Source organism: Oxalicibacterium solurbis, assembly GCF_014635845.1.
In the GTDB taxonomy this organism is placed as follows: Bacteria; Pseudomonadota; Gammaproteobacteria; order Burkholderiales; family Burkholderiaceae_D; genus Oxalicibacterium; species Oxalicibacterium solurbis.
In genome coordinates this window covers 85,127-102,074 of the sequence record NZ_BMDP01000004.1, presented here as the reverse complement: position 1 = coordinate 102,074, position 16,948 = coordinate 85,127, and the positions used below count along the sequence as shown (strand labels likewise).

The 16,948-nt window shown below is 58.7% G+C and carries 22 protein-coding genes and 1 riboswitch; of the genes, 16 read left to right on the top strand and 6 right to left on the bottom strand.

The annotated features are described in order from the left end of the window. Positions 1-100 precede the first annotated feature (100 nt). From pntB to panD, 3 genes are all read right to left on the bottom strand, one after another. Positions 101-1,507, bottom strand: a complete 1,407-nt coding sequence (pntB, locus tag IEV40_RS13420) for a Re/Si-specific NAD(P)(+) transhydrogenase subunit beta (RefSeq protein WP_188422591.1) — start codon at positions 1,505-1,507, stop codon at positions 101-103. Between the two features lie 11 nt (positions 1,508-1,518). Then, positions 1,519-3,120 carry a Re/Si-specific NAD(P)(+) transhydrogenase subunit alpha gene (locus tag IEV40_RS13415; protein WP_188422590.1) on the bottom strand — a complete coding sequence of 534 codons (1,602 nt, stop codon included), beginning with the start codon at positions 3,118-3,120 and terminating at the stop codon, positions 1,519-1,521. Between the two features lie 113 nt (positions 3,121-3,233). After that, a complete protein-coding gene (panD, locus tag IEV40_RS13410) occupies positions 3,234-3,599 on the bottom strand; it encodes an aspartate 1-decarboxylase (protein ID WP_188422589.1) in 366 nt (121 codons plus the stop codon). On the opposite strand from panD, the gene IEV40_RS13405 reads away from it, so the two are divergent. From IEV40_RS13405 to bfr, 11 genes are all read left to right on the top strand, one after another. Beyond that, on the top strand, positions 3,567-3,947 hold the full coding sequence (locus tag IEV40_RS13405) for a hypothetical protein (RefSeq protein WP_188422588.1): 381 nt from the start codon (positions 3,567-3,569) through the stop codon (positions 3,945-3,947). The genes panD and IEV40_RS13405 overlap by 33 nt on opposite strands. A 108-nt stretch (positions 3,948-4,055) precedes the next feature. Beyond that, positions 4,056-4,541 carry an NUDIX hydrolase gene (locus tag IEV40_RS13400; RefSeq protein ID WP_188422587.1) on the top strand — a complete coding sequence of 162 codons (486 nt, stop codon included), beginning with the start codon at positions 4,056-4,058 and terminating at the stop codon, positions 4,539-4,541. After that, on the top strand, positions 4,534-5,646 hold the full coding sequence (gene mnmA, locus IEV40_RS13395; RefSeq protein WP_188422586.1) for a tRNA 2-thiouridine(34) synthase MnmA: 1,113 nt from the start codon (positions 4,534-4,536) through the stop codon (positions 5,644-5,646). Before IEV40_RS13400 ends, mnmA begins: the two co-directional genes overlap by 8 nt. Positions 5,647-5,765: 119 nt before the next feature. Continuing rightward, positions 5,766-7,403: an FMN-binding glutamate synthase family protein gene (locus tag IEV40_RS13390; protein WP_188422585.1), complete on the top strand. Its 1,638-nt coding sequence runs from the start codon at positions 5,766-5,768 to the stop codon at positions 7,401-7,403. Between the two features lie 186 nt (positions 7,404-7,589). Then, positions 7,590-7,787: a hemin uptake protein HemP gene (hemP, locus tag IEV40_RS13385; RefSeq protein ID WP_188422584.1), complete on the top strand. Its 198-nt coding sequence runs from the start codon at positions 7,590-7,592 to the stop codon at positions 7,785-7,787. Between the two features lie 91 nt (positions 7,788-7,878). Further along, a complete protein-coding gene (locus IEV40_RS13380) occupies positions 7,879-8,202 on the top strand; it encodes a hypothetical protein (protein ID WP_188422583.1) in 324 nt (107 codons plus the stop codon). A 93-nt stretch (positions 8,203-8,295) separates the two neighbouring features. Further along, positions 8,296-8,526: a (2Fe-2S)-binding protein gene (locus IEV40_RS13375; RefSeq protein WP_188422582.1), complete on the top strand. Its 231-nt coding sequence runs from the start codon at positions 8,296-8,298 to the stop codon at positions 8,524-8,526. A gap of 20 nt (positions 8,527-8,546) precedes the next feature. Continuing rightward, positions 8,547-9,239 (top strand): energy transducer TonB, encoded by a 693-nt coding sequence (locus IEV40_RS13370; protein WP_188422581.1) that lies wholly within the window; start codon positions 8,547-8,549, stop codon positions 9,237-9,239. Positions 9,240-9,252: 13 nt separating this feature from the next. Further along, entirely contained in the window at positions 9,253-9,978 is a 726-nt protein-coding gene (locus IEV40_RS13365; protein ID WP_188422580.1) for a MotA/TolQ/ExbB proton channel family protein, read from the top strand. After that, on the top strand, positions 9,978-10,388 hold the full coding sequence (locus IEV40_RS13360; RefSeq protein WP_188422579.1) for an ExbD/TolR family protein: 411 nt from the start codon (positions 9,978-9,980) through the stop codon (positions 10,386-10,388). Before IEV40_RS13365 ends, IEV40_RS13360 begins: the two co-directional genes overlap by 1 nt. Positions 10,389-10,680: 292 nt before the next feature. Further along, entirely contained in the window at positions 10,681-11,154 is a 474-nt protein-coding gene (gene bfr, locus IEV40_RS13355; RefSeq protein WP_188422578.1) for a bacterioferritin, read from the top strand. A gap of 91 nt (positions 11,155-11,245) precedes the next feature. On the opposite strand, the gene IEV40_RS13350 is transcribed toward bfr, so the two are convergent. After that, positions 11,246-11,854 (bottom strand): glutathione S-transferase N-terminal domain-containing protein, encoded by a 609-nt coding sequence (locus tag IEV40_RS13350; RefSeq protein WP_188422577.1) that lies wholly within the window; start codon positions 11,852-11,854, stop codon positions 11,246-11,248. 196 nt (positions 11,855-12,050) lie between these two features. Here IEV40_RS13350 and purB point away from each other — a divergent pair, with 196 nt between their 5' ends. The 5 genes from purB to IEV40_RS13325 all read left to right on the top strand — a co-directional run bounded on the left by purB (position 12,051) and on the right by IEV40_RS13325 (position 15,813). Next, on the top strand, positions 12,051-13,418 hold the full coding sequence (gene purB / locus IEV40_RS13345) for an adenylosuccinate lyase (RefSeq protein ID WP_188422576.1): 1,368 nt from the start codon (positions 12,051-12,053) through the stop codon (positions 13,416-13,418). Between the two features lie 107 nt (positions 13,419-13,525). Next, on the top strand, positions 13,526-14,062 hold the full coding sequence (locus IEV40_RS13340; protein WP_188422575.1) for a cytochrome b: 537 nt from the start codon (positions 13,526-13,528) through the stop codon (positions 14,060-14,062). A gap of 20 nt (positions 14,063-14,082) precedes the next feature. Beyond that, entirely contained in the window at positions 14,083-14,649 is a 567-nt protein-coding gene (locus IEV40_RS13335; RefSeq protein WP_188422574.1) for a YceI family protein, read from the top strand. 89 nt (positions 14,650-14,738) lie between these two features. Beyond that, a complete protein-coding gene (locus tag IEV40_RS13330; RefSeq protein WP_188422573.1) occupies positions 14,739-15,305 on the top strand; it encodes a YceI family protein in 567 nt (188 codons plus the stop codon). Positions 15,306-15,363: 58 nt separating this feature from the next. Beyond that, positions 15,364-15,813, top strand: a complete 450-nt coding sequence (locus tag IEV40_RS13325) for a MarR family winged helix-turn-helix transcriptional regulator (RefSeq protein ID WP_188422572.1) — start codon at positions 15,364-15,366, stop codon at positions 15,811-15,813. 30 nt (positions 15,814-15,843) lie between these two features. On the opposite strand, the gene IEV40_RS13320 is transcribed toward IEV40_RS13325, so the two are convergent. Continuing rightward, entirely contained in the window at positions 15,844-16,167 is a 324-nt protein-coding gene (locus IEV40_RS13320; protein WP_188422571.1) for a DUF190 domain-containing protein, read from the bottom strand. A gap of 12 nt (positions 16,168-16,179) precedes the next feature. Beyond that, positions 16,180-16,557 (bottom strand): fluoride efflux transporter CrcB, encoded by a 378-nt coding sequence (gene crcB / locus IEV40_RS13315; protein WP_188422570.1) that lies wholly within the window; start codon positions 16,555-16,557, stop codon positions 16,180-16,182. Between the two features lie 231 nt (positions 16,558-16,788). After that, positions 16,789-16,858, bottom strand: a riboswitch (Fluoride riboswitch). Positions 16,859-16,948 lie beyond the last annotated feature (90 nt).

The window sequence follows — 16,948 nt, the reverse complement described above, 5'->3', positions numbered from 1 at the left end:
TTTCGTACGGCAGACAATCCCCGCATACATAATCATCTGCGCCATAAAACAAAAAAGCCGCATCCTGCGATGCGGCTTTTTGAACATCGACCTATCTGCCTCAGGCCTTCAGCGTTGCCAGCACTTCGTCCAGCATCTTCTTCGCATCGCCGAACAACATGCGGTTGTTCTCTTTGTAGAACAGCGGGTTGTCGACACCAGCGTAACCGGAAGCCATCGAACGTTTCATCACAATCGAGGTTTCTGCCTTCCAGACTTCCAGCACCGGCATGCCAGCGATCGGGCTGTCCGGATCATCCTGCGCGTCCGGATTCACGATGTCGTTCGCGCCGATGACCATGACGACGTCGGTATCAGGGAAATCTTCGTTGATCTCGTCCATCTCCAGCACGATGTCGTACGGCACTTTCGCTTCAGCCAGCAACACGTTCATGTGGCCAGGCATACGGCCGGCGACAGGGTGAATCGCGAAACGCACATTGGTGCCTTTTGCACGCAGGAACTTGGTGATTTCGTTCACGGTGTGCTGAGCTTGCGCCACTGCCATACCGTAGCCCGGCACGATGACGACGCTTTTTGCTTCACGCAGCAGTTCTGCGGTTTCCTGTGCAGAGACCGGCGTTGCTTCGCCAACCTGTTCCTTGACAGCACCGCCCGCCTTCGGAGCACCGCCGCCGAAACCGCCGGCGATCACGCTGAAGAAATTGCGGTTCATTGCCTTGCACATGATGTACGACAGAATCGCACCGGACGAACCAACCAGCGCGCCGGTCACGATCAGCAAGTCATTGCCGAGCATGAAGCCGGTAGCCGAAGCCGCCCAACCGGAATAGCTGTTGAGCATCGACACCACGACCGGCATGTCGGCGCCACCGATCGCCATCACCATATGGATGCCGAACAGCAGTGCAATGACCGTCATGACGATCAACGGCATCATGCCTTCAGCCGGCGATGGTGCATTGATGAACTCGCGACCAAACCAGATCACGACCAGCAAGCCAATCAGATTGATGAAATGGCGAGCCGGCAACAGCAACGGCTTGCCACCGACCTTGCCATTGAGCTTGCCGAATGCAATCAGCGATCCCGAGAAGGTCACGGCACCGATCAGGATACCGATATAGATTTCCACTTCGTGGATGATCTTCTCGGCACCTTCGTAATGCATCGACGGATCGATATAGCTGGCGAAACCGACCAGACAGGCAGCCAGACCGACGAAGCTGTGCATCAATGCGACCAGCTCCGGCATTTCGGTCATCTTGACCTTCTTGGCAGCGTACAGACCAACGGCAGCACCGATCAGCAACGCGATGATGATCCATGCGTAGCCTTCCGGGGTAACGCGTGGGCCAAAAACCGTGGCGATCACGGCAACACCCATACCGATCATGCCGTACAGATTGCCGCGGCGTGAGGTTTCCGGGTGCGACAAGCCGCCCAGACTGAGGATAAAGAGGATGGTTGCTCCGATGTAGGAGACAGTAGCCAGATTTGCAGACATTCAGGGTCTCCTTAATTCTTGCGGAACATATCAAGCATGCGACGGGTGACGGCAAAGCCACCGAACATGTTGATCGCGGTAAGAGCAATAGCGACGGCGGCGAGACACTTGATCAGCATCTCGGGACGCGTAATGCCATCCGCAAGCGGAGGAGCAACCTGGACCAGCGCGCCAAGCACGATGATCGACGAAATGGCGTTCGTCACGCTCATCAGCGGCGTGTGCAATGCCGGCGTGACGTTCCAAACGACCATGTAGCCGATGAAGCAACCCAAAACGAACACGGTGAAGTGACCGAGGAAAGCGGTCGGTGCACCCATGCCGATCAGCCAGAACAGCACTGCAGCGAAGATGAACATGGTCACCACGCGCTTCGGCGACGACACATTGCCGCTCGGGCCATGGCCGTGCGCTGGCGCAGGCGCCGGCGCGGCCGGCTTGGCAGCCGGAGCAGCCACTGGTTTCGGCGGTGGCGGCGGCCAGGTGATGTTACCTTCCTTGATGACGGTCAGCCCGCGAATGGCTTCGTCTTCCATGTTGACGTTGACGGTGCCGTCAGTCGTCTTTTTACCTTCGGCGTCCTTGCACAGCTCTTCGGTCAGGCGCAGCAGGTTAGTAGCGTACAGCGTGCTGGCCTGCTTCGGCAGGCGGCTCGGCAGATCGGTGTAACCGATGATGGTCACGCCGTGTTTCACCACGACCTTGCCAGGTTCGGTCAGTTCGCAGTTGCCGCCCTGCTCGGCCGCCATGTCGACGATCACGCTACCGGGTTTCATGGACTGCACCATGTCGGCGGTGATCAGTTTCGGCGCTGGTTTGCCCGGGATCAGCGCGGTGGTGATGATGATGTCGCATTCCTTGGCCTGCTGGGCGTACATCTCGCGCTGCGCAGCCTGGAAGCCTTCGGACATGACCTTGGCATAGCCGCCGCCGCCCGAACCTTCTTCGTCATAATCGACCTTCACGAATTCGCCGCCCAGCGACACGACCTGGTCGGCCACTTCGGCACGCGTATCGTTGGCGCGCACGATGGCGCCCAGGTTGGCGGCCGTACCGATCGCAGCCAGGCCGGCCACGCCGGCACCTGCGATGAAGACCTTGGCAGGAGGAACCTTGCCCGCAGCCGTAATCTGGCCGTTGAAAAAACGACCGAAGGCATTGGCAGCTTCGATGACGGCGCGATAGCCGCTGACGCCGGCCGTAGAAGTCAATGCATCCATCTTCTGCGCGCGGGACAGCGTGCGCGGCAGCGAGTCCATCGCCAGAACGGTCACTTTCTTGGCGGCAAGCTGCTGCATCAAGTCAGGATTCTGTGCCGGCCAGATGAAGCCGATCAGGGTGCTGCCTTCACGGATCAGGCCGACTTCCTCGGCGCTGGGAGCACGCACCTTGAAGACGATATCGGAAGCGGCCCACAAGTTGGCGGCACCTTGCACGATCTGCGCGCCAGCGGCGCGGTAGGTATCGTCGCTGAAGTTCGCTTCATCGCCGGCGCCGGATTCGACGCTGACGGAAAAGCCCAGTTTGATCAGCTTTTCTACGACTTCAGGGACAGTCGCCACCCGTTTTTCGCCTGGGAATATTTCCCGCGGCACTCCGATAACTAAAGACATGACTTCTCTCTCAAGTTGTTTAAATTCTTTGGTCGATCACGCGACTGCACGCGAACAAAAACCCGGTTCTAGCAGCACAAAAGGCGCGACCGGGTTTTCTGTACGACTGCTTGTTATTGTTGGTGCTTCAGTCCCGTGATGCGATTGTTCTCGTCGACGAAAACAATTTTCGGCACATACGTTGCAATCTCTTCGTCCGACATCGGACCGTAGGTGCAGATAATCAGCAAATCTCCCAGGTGCGCACGGCGTGCGGCGGCCCCGTTCAGCGAAATTTCGCCGCTGCCACGCTTGCCCGGAATGGCATACGTGGAAAAGCGCTCGCCGTTATTGACGTTGTAAAGCTCGATTTTCTCGTTGACCTTGATGTCGGCCGCTTCCAGCAGATCCTCATCGATTCCGCACGAACCTTCATAGTGCAGATCGGCCTGCGTCACGGTGACGCGATGAAGCTTGGCCCTGAGCATGATGCGCTGCATGTTTTTTCCGTTTACTTAAAAACTGCCTCGACGCCAAACCGGCGAAGGCATATCAATCATGTTTTCCCGAGCCGGCATTTCCATGAATTGCCGGCTGATCCCGTAGCGCATGCGTTGCCTACATATACACGCGGCGAGGAAAATTCGATCCCGATATCGGACAGGCGCCCGTTGCCTGATTGTCTAGATCTGATCCTATCGGCGCTGTCGGGCCGTGAAGAAAGCCAAACAGCAAGGATAAGGCCAAATGCCCGTCAAGCAAAGTTCGCGATTCTGCCGTTTTTTTTTCTAATCACCAACTACCTGCCTCAACTTTTTGCGAAAAACTTCCCCACATTGTCGTTTTGACATATCAAACCCACCATATTATTGCCTTTATGCATGCTTTCGCCATTCCAACGGCAAGGCAGGAAGACGGACGACACGGTAGAATGTCGCCTCTTTCGAAGGAGCATCATGACCGATGTGTGGAAACCATCCGTGACCGTAGCCGCGATCATCGAGCGCGAAGGCCGATTCTTGCTGGTCGAAGAAGAAACCAGCGAAGGCATCCGCTTCAACCAGCCGGCCGGCCACCTCGATCCGGGCGAATCGCTGGAACAGGCTGTCGTACGCGAAACGCTGGAGGAAACCGCACACGATTTCACGCCGACCGCGCTGGTCGGCATGTACATGTCGCGTTACGTTTCGCAGCGCACCGGCCATGACATCACCTATCTGAGCTTCACCTTCTGCGGCGAACCGGGTCGTCAGCACGATCGTCCACTCGATACCGGCATCCTGCGCGCCGTGTGGATGAACTACGACGAACTGGTCGCCTGCAGCGATCGCCATCGCAGCCCGTCGGTGCTGCAGCGCGTGGACGATTACCTGGCGGGCAAACGCCTGCCGCTGTCGTTCATCTCCACGCATTCGTCCGTCTACGAGGTTGCCAATGGCTAAGAAGCGCGTCGTCATCGGCATGTCCGGCGGCGTCGATTCATCAGTGTCCGCATGGCTGCTGAAAGAACAGGGCTATGAAGTCATCGGCCTGTTCATGAAGAACTGGGAAGACGACGACGATTCCGAATACTGCTCGACGCGCCAGGACTGGATCGATGCGGCCAGCGTGGCCGACGTCGTCGGTGTCGATATCGAAGCCGTCAATTTCGCTTCCGAATACAAGGATCGCGTGTTCGCCGAATTCCTGCGCGAATACGAAGCCGGCCGCACACCGAATCCTGATGTGCTGTGCAATGCCGAAATCAAGTTCAAGGCTTTCCTCGATCACGCGATGCTGCTCGGCGCCGACATGATCGCGACCGGCCATTACGCGCGCGTGCGCGAAGTGGCGGCCGGCCCGGATATCGGCAGGTTCGAATTGCTGAAGGCGGTTGATGCCAGCAAGGACCAGAGTTATTTCCTGCACCGGCTGAATCAGGCGCAATTGTCGAAGACGCTGTTTCCGCTCGGCGAAATCAAGAAGAGCGAAGTGCGCCGCATCGCCGAACAACTGCAACTGCCGAATGCGAAGAAGAAGGATTCGACCGGCATCTGCTTCATCGGCGAGCGCCCGTTCCGCGACTTCCTGAATCGGTATCTGTCGTACAAACCGGGGCCGATGAAAACGCCGGAAGGACAGATCGTCGGCGAACACGTCGGCCTGAGCTTCTACACGCTGGGCCAGCGCAAGGGCATCGGCATCGGCGGCATGAAAACGCACAAGAATGCCGACGGCAACAGCGAGCCGTGGTACGTCGCACGCAAGGATGTCGAAAACAACACGCTGTACGTCGTGCAGGGCCACGACCATCCATGGCTGCTGTCGTCGGAACTGACGGCCGGTCAGATGAGCTGGATCGCGGGCGAACCACCACGCGAAGAACACGTTTCGGCAAAGACGCGTTATCGCCAGGCCGATGTCGACTGCACGCAGCAAATGCACAGCAACGATTTTTCGCTGACCTTCACTGCACCGCAATGGGCCGTCACGCCAGGGCAGTCGGCCGTGCTGTATCAGGGCGACGTCTGCCTCGGCGGCGGCATCATCAACACAGCCGCGGCTTAAACAACAGCATCGCAAACGGAGCGAGAGCGTCTCGCTCCGCTCTCCTGAAAACACCTCTCCCTCGTTGTACACTGTGCCGCTGCTCGGTGCAGTCGGCACGAGCACGCTTCGGAGAGAATATGCGCAACTTCCCACTACGCTACCTGGGCCTGGCGGCAGCGGCCTTCGCTTTCGCCATCTCGCTGTTGACAGTGGTATGGCTGCATGCGGGCTGGTGGCTGTTGATCCTGTCGAGCATTCTGATTGCGGTCGGCATCGTCGACATGCGCCAGAAGGAACATGCGCTGCTGCGCAACTATCCGATCCTCGCGCACTTCCGCTATCTGCTGGAATCGATCCGACCAGAAATCCGTCAATATTTTCTGGAAGAAGATGCGGCCGCCACACCGTTTTCGCGCAACCAGCGCTCGCTCGTCTATCAACGCGCCAAGCAGGTTATCGACAAGCGACCGTTCGGCACGCAGATGGATGTCTATCAAAGCGATTACGAATGGATCAACCATTCGATCGCACCGGCCAAGGTCGGCAGCTACGATTTCCGCATCACGATCGGCGCCGATCGCGCACAGCCGTATTCGGCCAGCGTCTTCAATATCTCCGGCATGAGCTTCGGCGCGCTGTCGGGCAATGCGATCCGCGCGCTCAATCGCGGCGCGCAACTCGGCGGCTTCATGCACGACACCGGCGAAGGCAGCATCAGCCGTCATCATCGCCCGCAGGACGATAACGAACCGGGCGGCGATCTGGTCTGGCAAATCGCCTCCGGCTATTTCGGTTGCCGCAACGACGACGGCACGTTCTCACCGGAGAAGTTCGCTGCGCAAGCCACGCTGCCGCAGGTGAAGATGATCGAAATCAAACTGTCGCAAGGCGCCAAGCCCGGCCATGGCGGCGTGCTGCCGGGCGCGAAAGTATCGGCAGAAATCGCCCATGCGCGCGGTATCGTGCAAGGCATCGATTGCATCTCGCCGTCGTCGCATTCGGCCTTCGATTCGCCGATCGGCTTGCTGCACTTCGTCGAGCAATTGCGCACGCTGTCAGGCGGCAAACCCACCGGCTTCAAACTGGCGATCGGCCATCCGTGGGAATTCTTTGGCATCGCGAAAGCCATGCTGCAGACCGGCATCACGCCGGACTTCATCGTCGTCGACGGTGGTGAAGGCGGCACCGGCGCCGCGCCTGTCGAATTCACCGATCACGTCGGCGTGCCGCTACAGGAAGCGCTGCTGCTGGTGCACAACACGCTGGTCGGCGCCAACCTGCGCGACAAGATCAAGATCGGCGCATCCGGCAAGATCGTCTCCGCCTTCGACATCGTGCGCACACTGGCGCTGGGGGCCGACTGGTGCAATTCCGCCCGCGGCTTCATGTTCGCGCTCGGCTGCATCCAGTCGCAAAGCTGCCATACCGATCGCTGCCCGACCGGCATCGCCACGCAGGATGCACTACGCCAGCGCGCATTGATCGTGCCCGACAAGGCCGAGCGCGTCGCTGCCTTCCATCGCAATACGCTGAAGGCGCTGGCCGAACTGATCGCCGCCGCCGGCTTGACGCACCCATCGCAACTGAAACCGCATCATCTGGTGCGGCGCGTATCGACCAGTCAGATCAAGCTCGCTTCCGCACTGCTGCCCTATCTGGAAGCCGGCCGGCTGCTGGGCGAAGCCGACGAAGAGCGTCCGCTGCCGGAAGTCTTCGCCCGCTACTGGCCGATTGCCCAAGCCGACTCCTTCCAGCCTGCCGCACTGGCTTCGTAACATCCCTTCCACACATTCCGATCTTCCGGCGCTTCCTATATAGGAGGTGCCGGAAAGCCATGTTTTTCCGTTGCCTTCCGGATAATTTCCCCTCCTTGCGACACCCCGCAGAAAAAGCTTGCAATCCTCGAACAGATCACTGATAATCTAAACAAGAATTGTTCTCATTCACAGCAAAGGTTCGTCATGACGATCTCGACACCACGCAATGCACAGGAAAATACACCCTCTGCCGCACGTCCTGATGTTGTGGCTGGACAGGCGGTACCGAGAATCAACAGCCGGGACTTGTTCCGGCAAATGCGCGAGGTGGAAATCGCGCACGAAGGGCGGATTTACCGCCTGCGATTGACGCAGTTGAATAAATTGATTTTGACGGCATAACCGAATCAGCGATTCCGAACGAAGCCAGCCCGCATGACGACAGCAACCGACGTTGCGCCAGCCAGCCGAACCACCTTCAAAGGAGAGTTTGATGGCAATCGATAAAGCGGACCAAGCCTTGCAGGAACCGAACCGGATGCCGGCACAACCGGAGTTGCTGGTTTCCGCCGTGCTGCACTTGATGTCGCACTACACGACGAACAATCAGGAATCCAGCGCCTGCCTCAAGCTGGCTTCGGTCATCGAACGGCATTTAAAGGCACTGGCGGATTTGCCGGATCTGGCGCCTGTGTTGCGGGCCACCTGCCAGCAGTTGTCGGAACAGTGGGCAACCGTCGTCGAACGCACGATGCCGCAGCCGGAAAAATTGCGGCGCTTGACACGGCTGGTGGCAGGCGGACGCAGCATCAATTGAATAAAAATCCCGGTGCAAACCGGGATGCATGCAGGAAATGTTTTTTAGGCGTTTTTTGATAGTCAACCTTCAGGAAAGTCGCAAGAGGCATCGATGATTGTTTGCGTTTGCAATAATGTGTCGGAACGAAAAATCCGCCAGGCGGTCGATAGCGGTATCACGCGCATGTCCGAATTGCGCGACGAGCTTGAAGTCGGCACCTGCTGCGGCAAATGCCATTCCTGCGCCAAGCGCGTGCTGCGCGAATGCCTGGCCGAGGCCCAACCCGCGTCTGTCGCGATCCCACAACCCGTCTTGTTCCAGCTGAACGCCCTGGCTGCATAATTAGCAGTTCCCAAGTTTTTATGAGTGCAATACCCATGCCGTCGACGGCGCCGCTTTCCTCCCCTTTTCTGAGCCAGCAGTTGAGACGCTTCCTCCCGTTGATCATCATCATCGGGTTGCATATCGCCCTGTTTTACGCATTGCGCAGCGGCCTCGTGCATCAGGTCGCACAGATGATGCCGCGTGAAATCACCGCCTCCCTCATCACGCTGCAACCGCCCGCACCGGAACCCAAGCCGCAACCGAAACCGAAGACCGTTCCGGTCGTGAAAAAACCGGTAGCAAAACCGAAACCGCGTCCTATCATTACGGATAAGCCGGCACCGCAGGCAATCACCGAGGAAGCGCCGCCGCCGGAACCGCCATCGAAGGAACCACCGTCCGATGCGCCGCCGACCGCCGCCCCTTCCGCGCCGCCGGCGCCGGCCATGCCGAAACTGATTTCAGGCGTGTCGTACATCAATCCGCCGCGCCCGGTCTATCCGCCTCTGGATGCTCGCATGGGCAACGAGGGCACCGTGACCCTGCGCGTGCTGATCAATGAACAAGGCCGCGCCGAGCGCGTGGAAGTGCAGAAATCGTCCGGCTCGCTGCGCATGGACGATGCCGCCCGCCAGGCCGTGATGCGCGCACTGTTCAAGCCTTACCTGGAGGATGGCAGACCGGCCCCGGCCTATGCCATCGTGCCGATCAATTTCACGTTGAATAGATAAAGAAGGAAACATCATGGAAGTCAGTCCGTACGGTTTGGAAAGTCTGTGGGCGCAAGGCGACCTCGTCACCAAAGGCGTGGCCGTCCTGCTGATCGCAATGTCGATCGCATCGTGGTACGTCATCGTGACCAAGGCGCTGCAGTTGTTCCAGTACCGCAAATCCGCACGTGCCGCCGGGCACGAATTCTGGGATGCCACCAGCCTGCAGGCCGGCATGGCCACATTGGGCAACGGCAATCCGTTTGCCGACATCGCCAAGGCCGGCGTCACCGCGATGGATCACCATGTTGCGCACAAGGGCCATCTGCATGACGAACTGTCGGTCAGCGACTGGATCACGCTGTCGCTGCGTCAGGCCATCGACGAAACCCAGGCGCGCCTGCAAACCGGCATGGCCGTGCTGGCATCGGTCGGCTCCACCGCGCCGTTCGTCGGCCTGTTCGGCACCGTCTGGGGCATCTATCACGCACTGGTCGCCATCGGCACGTCCGGCCAGGCCAGCATCGACAAGGTCGCCGGCCCGGTCGGCGAAGCGCTGATCATGACCGCGCTCGGCCTCGCCGTCGCGATCCCCGCCACCTTCGGCTACAACGCGCTGGTACGCGGCAACAAGGCTGTCATCGCAAAGATGAACAAGTTCGGCTTCGATCTGCACGCACTGTTCGTCACGGGTTCCCGTGCGAAAGACGGCGGCAATAGCGCAAGCGGCTCCAAACTGGTCGCCGTCGGAGGCAAATAATGGCAATGGGTTCCCTGTCGGACGACGACGACTTCAACCCGGAGATCAACACCACGCCGCTGGTCGACGTGATGCTGGTGTTGCTGATCATCTTCATCATGACGATTCCGGTGATCAATCACGCGGTCAAGCTGGACCTGCCGCGCGCGACCAGCCAGCCGAACGACACCAAGCCGGAAACGATCAACCTGTCGATCGATGCGCAAGGCCAGGTTTTCTGGAACAACGAGTTGATGGATGAAACCCAGCTCGCCACCCGCATCGCCGACGCAGCGAAAGTCACACCGCAACCGGAATTGCATCTGCGTGCGGATCGCATCACGCCATACGAAAAAGTGGCGCAGGTCATGTCGGCTGCGCAGACAGGCGGCTTGACCAAGATGGGCTTCGTCACCGAAATACCGAAGTAATCCCTACATGCGGAATGCGCAACATTCCGCACGGCATCACATCAACGCGCCACGGCTTGCCGCTGGCGCGTTTTTATTTCTGCACCGCCGCTTTTATCTGCGCTTGCATCTGCACTTTCATCCGCGCGTTCGCCCTTTTCATTCAATGAAAATACGAATGATTCCAGCTAACGAAATGCAGCCCTACCCTACGAAAACCACCAGGCATCGGCTATCATGAGCGCACTTCACGGCGGCACGATCATGCATGCGATTGCCCCGGCCACTCACCCCATTCGACATCGAGGTTCCCATGAAAGGCGACAGCAACATCATCAAGCTGCTCAATGCGCAGCTCACCAACGAACTGACCGCCATCAACCAGTACTTCCTGCATGCGCGCATGTACAAGCACTGGGGCTTCGAAAAGATCGCCAAGAAGGAATACGAAGAATCGATCGGCGAAATGAAACATGCCGACAAACTGATCGATCGCATCCTGATGCTGGACGGCCTGCCGAACCTGCAGGCGCTGCACAAGCTGATGATCGGCGAGAACACGCAGGAAATGCTCGGCTGCGATCTGAAACTGGAGCAAGGCGCGCAAAAAACGGTGAAGCAAGGCATCGCAGCCTGTGAAGAGGTCGGCGATTACGTATCGCGCGAACTGTTCCAGTTGATTCTCGACGATACCGAAGAGCACATCGACTGGCTGGAAACGCAGCTGGACCTGATCGAGAAGGTCGGCATCCAGAATTACCTGCAGGCGCAGATGATCGAAGAATAAGCGCGCAACGCGATGCGGATGACAACAACCGCATCGGCAGCGCCAATAAAAAAGGGACGCACACGCGTCCCTTTTTTACATCAAGCACACATCACTGCGGCGCGGTTTCCTTGAACGACGGGCGCTCGCACAGCTTGTCGTACAAACGCTCCAGATTCGGATAATCCGCACGCCAGCCGATTTCCGGGAAGCGGAACGACAGCCAGCCCAGCACGCAACCCACCGCCACATCCGCCAGCGTGTACTGGTTACCTGCGCAGAAGGAGGTTTCCTTCAATCCGGCGGACATCGCCTGCAGGCCGGCATGAACCTTCTTCATCTGACGGGCCACCGATTCCTTGCTGCGCTGCGCTTCCGGCCGCATCGTCGTTTCCAGACGCGCCAGCATCGCGGCATCCGCCACGCCATCGGCCAACGCTTCCCAGCACTTGACTTCCGCACGTTCGCGGCCATTCGGCGGGATCAGTTTGCCGACCGGCGTCAGCGTATCCAGATATTCGACGATCACGCGAGAATCGAACATCGCACCGCCGTCTTCCATCACCAGGCAAGGCACCTTGCCCAGCGGATTCGATTCCTGAATCGTCGTTTCCGACGACCATACATTTTCGAGAACAAAGTCGTAATCGATTTTTTTTTCCAGCATGACAATACGTACTTTCCGCACGTACGGGCTGGCGAGAGAACCAATCAGTTTCATAAATACCTGCTTCGAAATTGGAAGGCGATTATACATCGCAGCCCCCTGGAAGACGGCGATTCCCCCTCTGGCAACGTGGCGGTTTTGCGACGCGCGACAGTGGTAAAATGACGCCTTCCGTTTGTGCAATGTTTCTTCGCGCGACGGCTCCGTTTTTCATCCACGTCATCGCGTTTCCTTTCGTTTCCTTTTCATCATGCCCCTTTCCACGCTCTCCGCCCTTTCGCCGCTGGACGGCCGCTACGCTGCCAAGACCGACAAGTTGCGCCCCATCCTTTCCGAAGCCGGTTTCATGCACAATCGCGTGAAAGTGGAAATCGCCTGGCTGCAGGCGCTGGCGTCGGCCGGCCTCGCCGAGATCAAACCGTTTTCCACTGCCGCCAACGATCGCCTTAACAAGCTGGTCACCGACTTTACCGAAGCCGACGCGCAGCGCATCAAGGACATCGAAGCCGTCACCAACCATGACGTGAAGGCCGTCGAATACTGGCTGAAGGAAAAAGTGAAGGATGTGCCGGAACTGGTCGCCGCCACCGAATTCATCCACTTCGCCTGCACATCCGAAGACATCAACAACACGTCGCACGGCATGATGATCAAGGCCGCGCGCGACACCGTGGTGCTGCCTGCACTGCAAGCCATCATCGACAAGCTGACGCAACTGGCGCACGACAACGCGACACTGCCGATGATGTCGCGCACGCACGGCCAGCCGGCCAGCCCGACCACGCTCGGCAAGGAAATGGCGAACGTCGTCGCCCGCCTGAAACGCGCGGCCGAACGCATTGCCGCCGTGCAGATCCTCGGCAAGATGAACGGCGCAGTCGGCAACTTCAATGCGCACCTGTCCGCCTATCCGGAAAAGGACTGGCAAGCCTTCTCGAAGGATGTCATCGAGAATCGTCTCGGCCTGACCTTCAACCCGTACACGATCCAGATCGAACCGCACGATTACATGGCCGAACTGTTCGATGCCGTCGCGCGCGCCAACACCATCCTGATCGACCTGAACCGCGACATCTGGGGCTATATCGCACTCGGCTACTTCAAGCAGATCACGAAGGCCGGCGAGATCGGTTCGTCGACGATGCCGCACAAGGTCAACCCGATCGATTTCGAAAACTCCGAAGGCAACCTCGGCATGGGCAACGCCGTGCTGAAGCACATGGCCGAGAAATTGCCGGTGTCGCGCTGGCAGCGCGACCTGACCGATTCCACCGTGCTGCGCAACATCGGCGTCGGCTTCGGTTACGCACTGCTGGCCTACGACAGCTGCCTGCGCGGCCTGAACAAGCTGGAAGTCAATCCGTCCCGTCTGGCGGAAGATCTGGATGAAACCTGGGAAGTGCTGGCCGAGCCGGTACAAACCGTGATGCGCCGCTACGGTATCGAAAATCCGTACGAGCAGTTGAAGGACCTGACGCGCGGCAAGGGCATCTCGAAGGACGCGCTGCACGCCTTCATCAAGACGCTGGCCATTCCGCAGGAAGCCAAGGACCATTTGCTGGCGATGACACCGTCCAGCTATATCGGTTACGCCGCACAGCTCGCCAAGAACATCTGACGTTAATCAGTACGCGCTAACATCACTAGGAAGCGTTCGCCAGCATCGGCACGCTTCCTTTTATTTTGCTATATTTGTTCGAATTAGAACTTATTGGCAAAACTGACATGCGCCATCCTGTCGCCCGCTACACGTTGCCCGCCATTGCGCTGCACTGGCTGATCGCGCTGCTGATCATCGCCACCTTTCTGCTGGGATTGACGATGGTGAGTATTCCCGGCCTGACGCCGACCAAGCTCAAGTATTTCTCATGGCACAAATGGATGGGCGTGACCGTTTTCGGCTTTGCCTGCTTGCGCGTGTTGTGGCGCCTGACGCACAAGGCGCCGCCCTATCCCGACAGCATGCCGCGCTGGCAGAAAAACTCGGCGCATGCCGTGCATGGCCTGCTGTATCTGCTGATTTTCGCGATTCCGCTGTCCGGCTATTTCTTCAGCCTCGCGGCTGGCGTACCGGTTGTCTATCTGGGTATCGTGCCGCTGCCGGTATGGATCGCGCCCGATCCTGAACTGAAGGCTGCGCTGCGCCAGTTGCATTACGTCCTCAACATGACCTTGCTGTTCCTGTTCTGCCTGCATGTACTGGCGGCGCTCAAGCATCAGTTCATCGATCGCGACCGCACGCTGCAACGCATGCTTCCATAATTTCCACCGAAAGGATCGCCATGCTTGTTCACACGTTTTCCCGCACACTCCGCACCACCGCCATCGCAGCGGTTTTCATTGCATTACCGGTACTCGCCGCCACGCTGAAGGCCGATACGGCCAAGAGCGGCATCACCGCCACCTTCAAGCAGCTGAACGTACCGGTCGACGCCAAGTTCAGGAAATTCGATGCGCAAATCGTCTATGACGCTGCCAAGCCGGATGCATCGAAAGCAAACGTGGAGATCGATGTCGCCAGCTTCGATCTCGGCGATCCCGACTACAACAAGGAAGTGCTGAAGAAGGAATGGTTCAACGCCGCGCAATTTCCGAAAGCCACTTTCGTTTCCAGCCAGATCAAATCGGGCACAGGCGGCAAGCTCGACGTAACCGGCAAGCTAACGATCAAGGGCAAGACGGCCGACGTCAGCTTCCCGATGACCGTGAAGAAAGACGGCAACGCGCAAGTCTTCGAAGGAGCACTGCCTATCAAGCGTCTGACCTATAACATCGGCGAAGGCGAATGGAAAGACACCAGCATGGTCGCGGATGAAGTCACGATCAAGTTCCGTGTCGTCGCGCAATAAGCATGCAGTAATAAAGCACGCAGCAAAAACGCAGTAACGCATCAATGCAACAACGATCAACGCAGTTTTCTCAACCAAGGAGTCCACGCATGAAATCCAGTCTCATCCTGGCCGGCCTGCTCGTCGCAGGCGCCGTCCATGCAGCACCGGCAACCTACAACATCGAGCCCAACCACACGTATCCGAGCTTCGAAGCCGACCACTTCGGCATCTCGACCTGGCGCGGCAAGTTCACGAAAACCAGCGGTACCGTCGTGCTGGATCGTGCAGCCAAGACCGGCTCGGTCGACATCACGGTCGATGCCAGCTCCGTCGATTTCGGTCACGCCAAGATGAACGAGCATGCGCGCGGCAAGGATCTGTTCAACGTCGCACAATATCCGACTGCCACCTTCAAGAGCACCAAGGTGCGCTTCGACGGCGATACACCGGTAGCTGTCGATGGCGAATTCACGCTGCTCGGTGTGACCAAGCCGCTGACGCTGACGATCAACAAGTTCAAATGCATCCAGCACCCGATGCTGAAGCGCGAAGTTTGCGGCGCCGACGCCTCGGCCGAATTCAAGCGCAGCGACTTCGGCATGAATTACGGCCTGCCCGCCTTCTCGCCGGAAGTGAAACTGGCGATCCAGGTCGAAGCCGTGAAAGCCGATTGATACGGCAAGACCGATCGGGCCGATGCGCAAGCATCGGCCTTTTTATCCCGCATACGCCATGACAGAACGCTACCTCCGCAGCATCCGCCTGCTGGCAGAGTGCTATCACGCATTCGGCCGCCAGTCCGGTGCCAATATCCGCAGCCGCACCGGCCTGACGCCTTCGCAGTTCGATATCGTCGCCACGCTGGGTAACACCGACGGCATGACGTTCAAGGAACTGGGCGAAAAGACGCTGATCACCAAGGGCACACTGACCGGCGTCGTCGATCGGCTGCAGGAGAAGGATCTCGTCGTGCGCGTCACACAGCAGGAAGACCGACGCAGCACGATCGTGAAGCTGACGAAGAAAGGCGAGGCGGAATTCAAGCGCGTCTTTGCGCCGCAGATCGCGTTCGGCAAACAGGCTTTCGCCCACTATGCGGACAAGGATTTCGACGCACTCGAACAGGAATTGACGCGGCTGTACCGCAACCTGACCGGCAACGATCCCAAGCCGCGCTACTGATTTCCGACTTCATCACCGCCTGTATTTTCTTCAACAGGCGGCGCGTCCTATCAGGCCGAACTCCACCGGCGTCTTCACGTAGAACACCGCCACATCTTCCTGTGCCAGCGCAGCGAACAAGCGCTCTGCCGTCTCTTCATCCACCGCCACGCGCACTTCCACCGGCTGATCCGCCAATTCGAAAAAATGCGCAGAATGGAAGCGCCCCTTATCGTCATATCCTTCGCCATCGGCAGCCAGCACCGCTTCCTGCACACCGTGCCGATGCGCGAACGCCAGCAGCCATTCCGCCAGCGACTGACCTTTGTGCTTGCGATCCTGCTGCGTGAAAAACGTGATCTGAAATCCTTTCATTGCCCTCTCCTTTCAACGCAAGGACACGGCCGTCGCCATGCCGAGAAAAACCAGCAGCAAACCGCCGCCGACATGCAAGGCCAGTTCGCCGAAAGCCGTTGCCAGACGTCCTGCCTGCAAGGCAATCGCCACCTCGGCAGACAAGGTGGAAAACGTCGTCAACCCGCCCAGGAAACCCGTCACGATGAACAAGCGCCACTCCGGCGCAAGTTCGGGACGCGCACCGAGATAGGCGATCGCCAGGCCGATCAGGTAACAGCCGGCAAGATTGGCGAGCAAGGTGCCGAGCGGAATCGACGGCAGCACGCTGTTCAACTTCGCGCCCACGACCCAGCGTGCCACACAACCGATTGCGCCGCCGGCACTGACGACCAGAATGGATTTCAGCATGATGGCTCCTTGCGTGACGATGCCTCACCTGCGGTGTCGGCAAGATCTGCCCGGACGGGTCCAGCGAAAGAAAGCGAGACAGGGCAGCCGCAAGACCGTCGACACGGCGATGCGGAGCGCAGGAAAGAAAAAGACGGGAAAGAGAGAGAGCGTTTCATATGACCGAGTGGTTGAGTTTTTCACCATCCCGGCAACGAGAACGTCAGGAAAACGCCCGCAGCCCCGTCACCGGGTTCCGCAGGCATCATCAGCCCGGCAGGCGCCGGGCGGTTCGAGGAGGAATGCCATCTCCTGAAGGGCGATTATATACCTGCCTCAGTCTCGTCAGATGCCAAGAAAAAAGCCGCGCTTCTCTCGAAACGCGGCTTTTTCTAAAGATGCCTGCCCGAAG

Excerpts from the sequence above, each read along its gene's own strand:
- pntB (WP_188422591.1), bottom strand. The coding sequence starts at position 1,507 with ATGTCTGCAAATCTGGCTACTGTCTCCTACATCGGAGCAACCATCCTC.
- IEV40_RS13415 (WP_188422590.1), bottom strand. The coding sequence starts at position 3,120 with ATGTCTTTAGTTATCGGAGTGCCGCGGGAAATATTCCCAGGCGAAAAA.
- IEV40_RS13405 (WP_188422588.1), top strand. The coding sequence starts at position 3,567 with ATGAAGCTTGGCCCTGAGCATGATGCGCTGCATGTTTTTTCCGTTTAC.
- panD (WP_188422589.1), bottom strand. The coding sequence starts at position 3,599 with ATGCAGCGCATCATGCTCAGGGCCAAGCTTCATCGCGTCACCGTGACG.
- IEV40_RS13400 (WP_188422587.1), top strand. The coding sequence starts at position 4,056 with ATGACCGATGTGTGGAAACCATCCGTGACCGTAGCCGCGATCATCGAG.
- mnmA (WP_188422586.1), top strand. The coding sequence starts at position 4,534 with ATGGCTAAGAAGCGCGTCGTCATCGGCATGTCCGGCGGCGTCGATTCA.
- IEV40_RS13390 (WP_188422585.1), top strand. The coding sequence starts at position 5,766 with ATGCGCAACTTCCCACTACGCTACCTGGGCCTGGCGGCAGCGGCCTTC.
- hemP (WP_188422584.1), top strand. The coding sequence starts at position 7,590 with ATGACGATCTCGACACCACGCAATGCACAGGAAAATACACCCTCTGCC.
- IEV40_RS13380 (WP_188422583.1), top strand. The coding sequence starts at position 7,879 with ATGGCAATCGATAAAGCGGACCAAGCCTTGCAGGAACCGAACCGGATG.
- IEV40_RS13375 (WP_188422582.1), top strand. The coding sequence starts at position 8,296 with ATGATTGTTTGCGTTTGCAATAATGTGTCGGAACGAAAAATCCGCCAG.
- IEV40_RS13370 (WP_188422581.1), top strand. The coding sequence starts at position 8,547 with ATGAGTGCAATACCCATGCCGTCGACGGCGCCGCTTTCCTCCCCTTTT.
- IEV40_RS13365 (WP_188422580.1), top strand. The coding sequence starts at position 9,253 with ATGGAAGTCAGTCCGTACGGTTTGGAAAGTCTGTGGGCGCAAGGCGAC.
- IEV40_RS13360 (WP_188422579.1), top strand. The coding sequence starts at position 9,978 with ATGGCAATGGGTTCCCTGTCGGACGACGACGACTTCAACCCGGAGATC.
- bfr (WP_188422578.1), top strand. The coding sequence starts at position 10,681 with ATGAAAGGCGACAGCAACATCATCAAGCTGCTCAATGCGCAGCTCACC.
- IEV40_RS13350 (WP_188422577.1), bottom strand. The coding sequence starts at position 11,854 with ATGAAACTGATTGGTTCTCTCGCCAGCCCGTACGTGCGGAAAGTACGT.
- purB (WP_188422576.1), top strand. The coding sequence starts at position 12,051 with ATGCCCCTTTCCACGCTCTCCGCCCTTTCGCCGCTGGACGGCCGCTAC.
- IEV40_RS13340 (WP_188422575.1), top strand. The coding sequence starts at position 13,526 with ATGCGCCATCCTGTCGCCCGCTACACGTTGCCCGCCATTGCGCTGCAC.
- IEV40_RS13335 (WP_188422574.1), top strand. The coding sequence starts at position 14,083 with ATGCTTGTTCACACGTTTTCCCGCACACTCCGCACCACCGCCATCGCA.
- IEV40_RS13330 (WP_188422573.1), top strand. The coding sequence starts at position 14,739 with ATGAAATCCAGTCTCATCCTGGCCGGCCTGCTCGTCGCAGGCGCCGTC.
- IEV40_RS13325 (WP_188422572.1), top strand. The coding sequence starts at position 15,364 with ATGACAGAACGCTACCTCCGCAGCATCCGCCTGCTGGCAGAGTGCTAT.
- IEV40_RS13320 (WP_188422571.1), bottom strand. The coding sequence starts at position 16,167 with ATGAAAGGATTTCAGATCACGTTTTTCACGCAGCAGGATCGCAAGCAC.
- crcB (WP_188422570.1), bottom strand. The coding sequence starts at position 16,557 with ATGCTGAAATCCATTCTGGTCGTCAGTGCCGGCGGCGCAATCGGTTGT.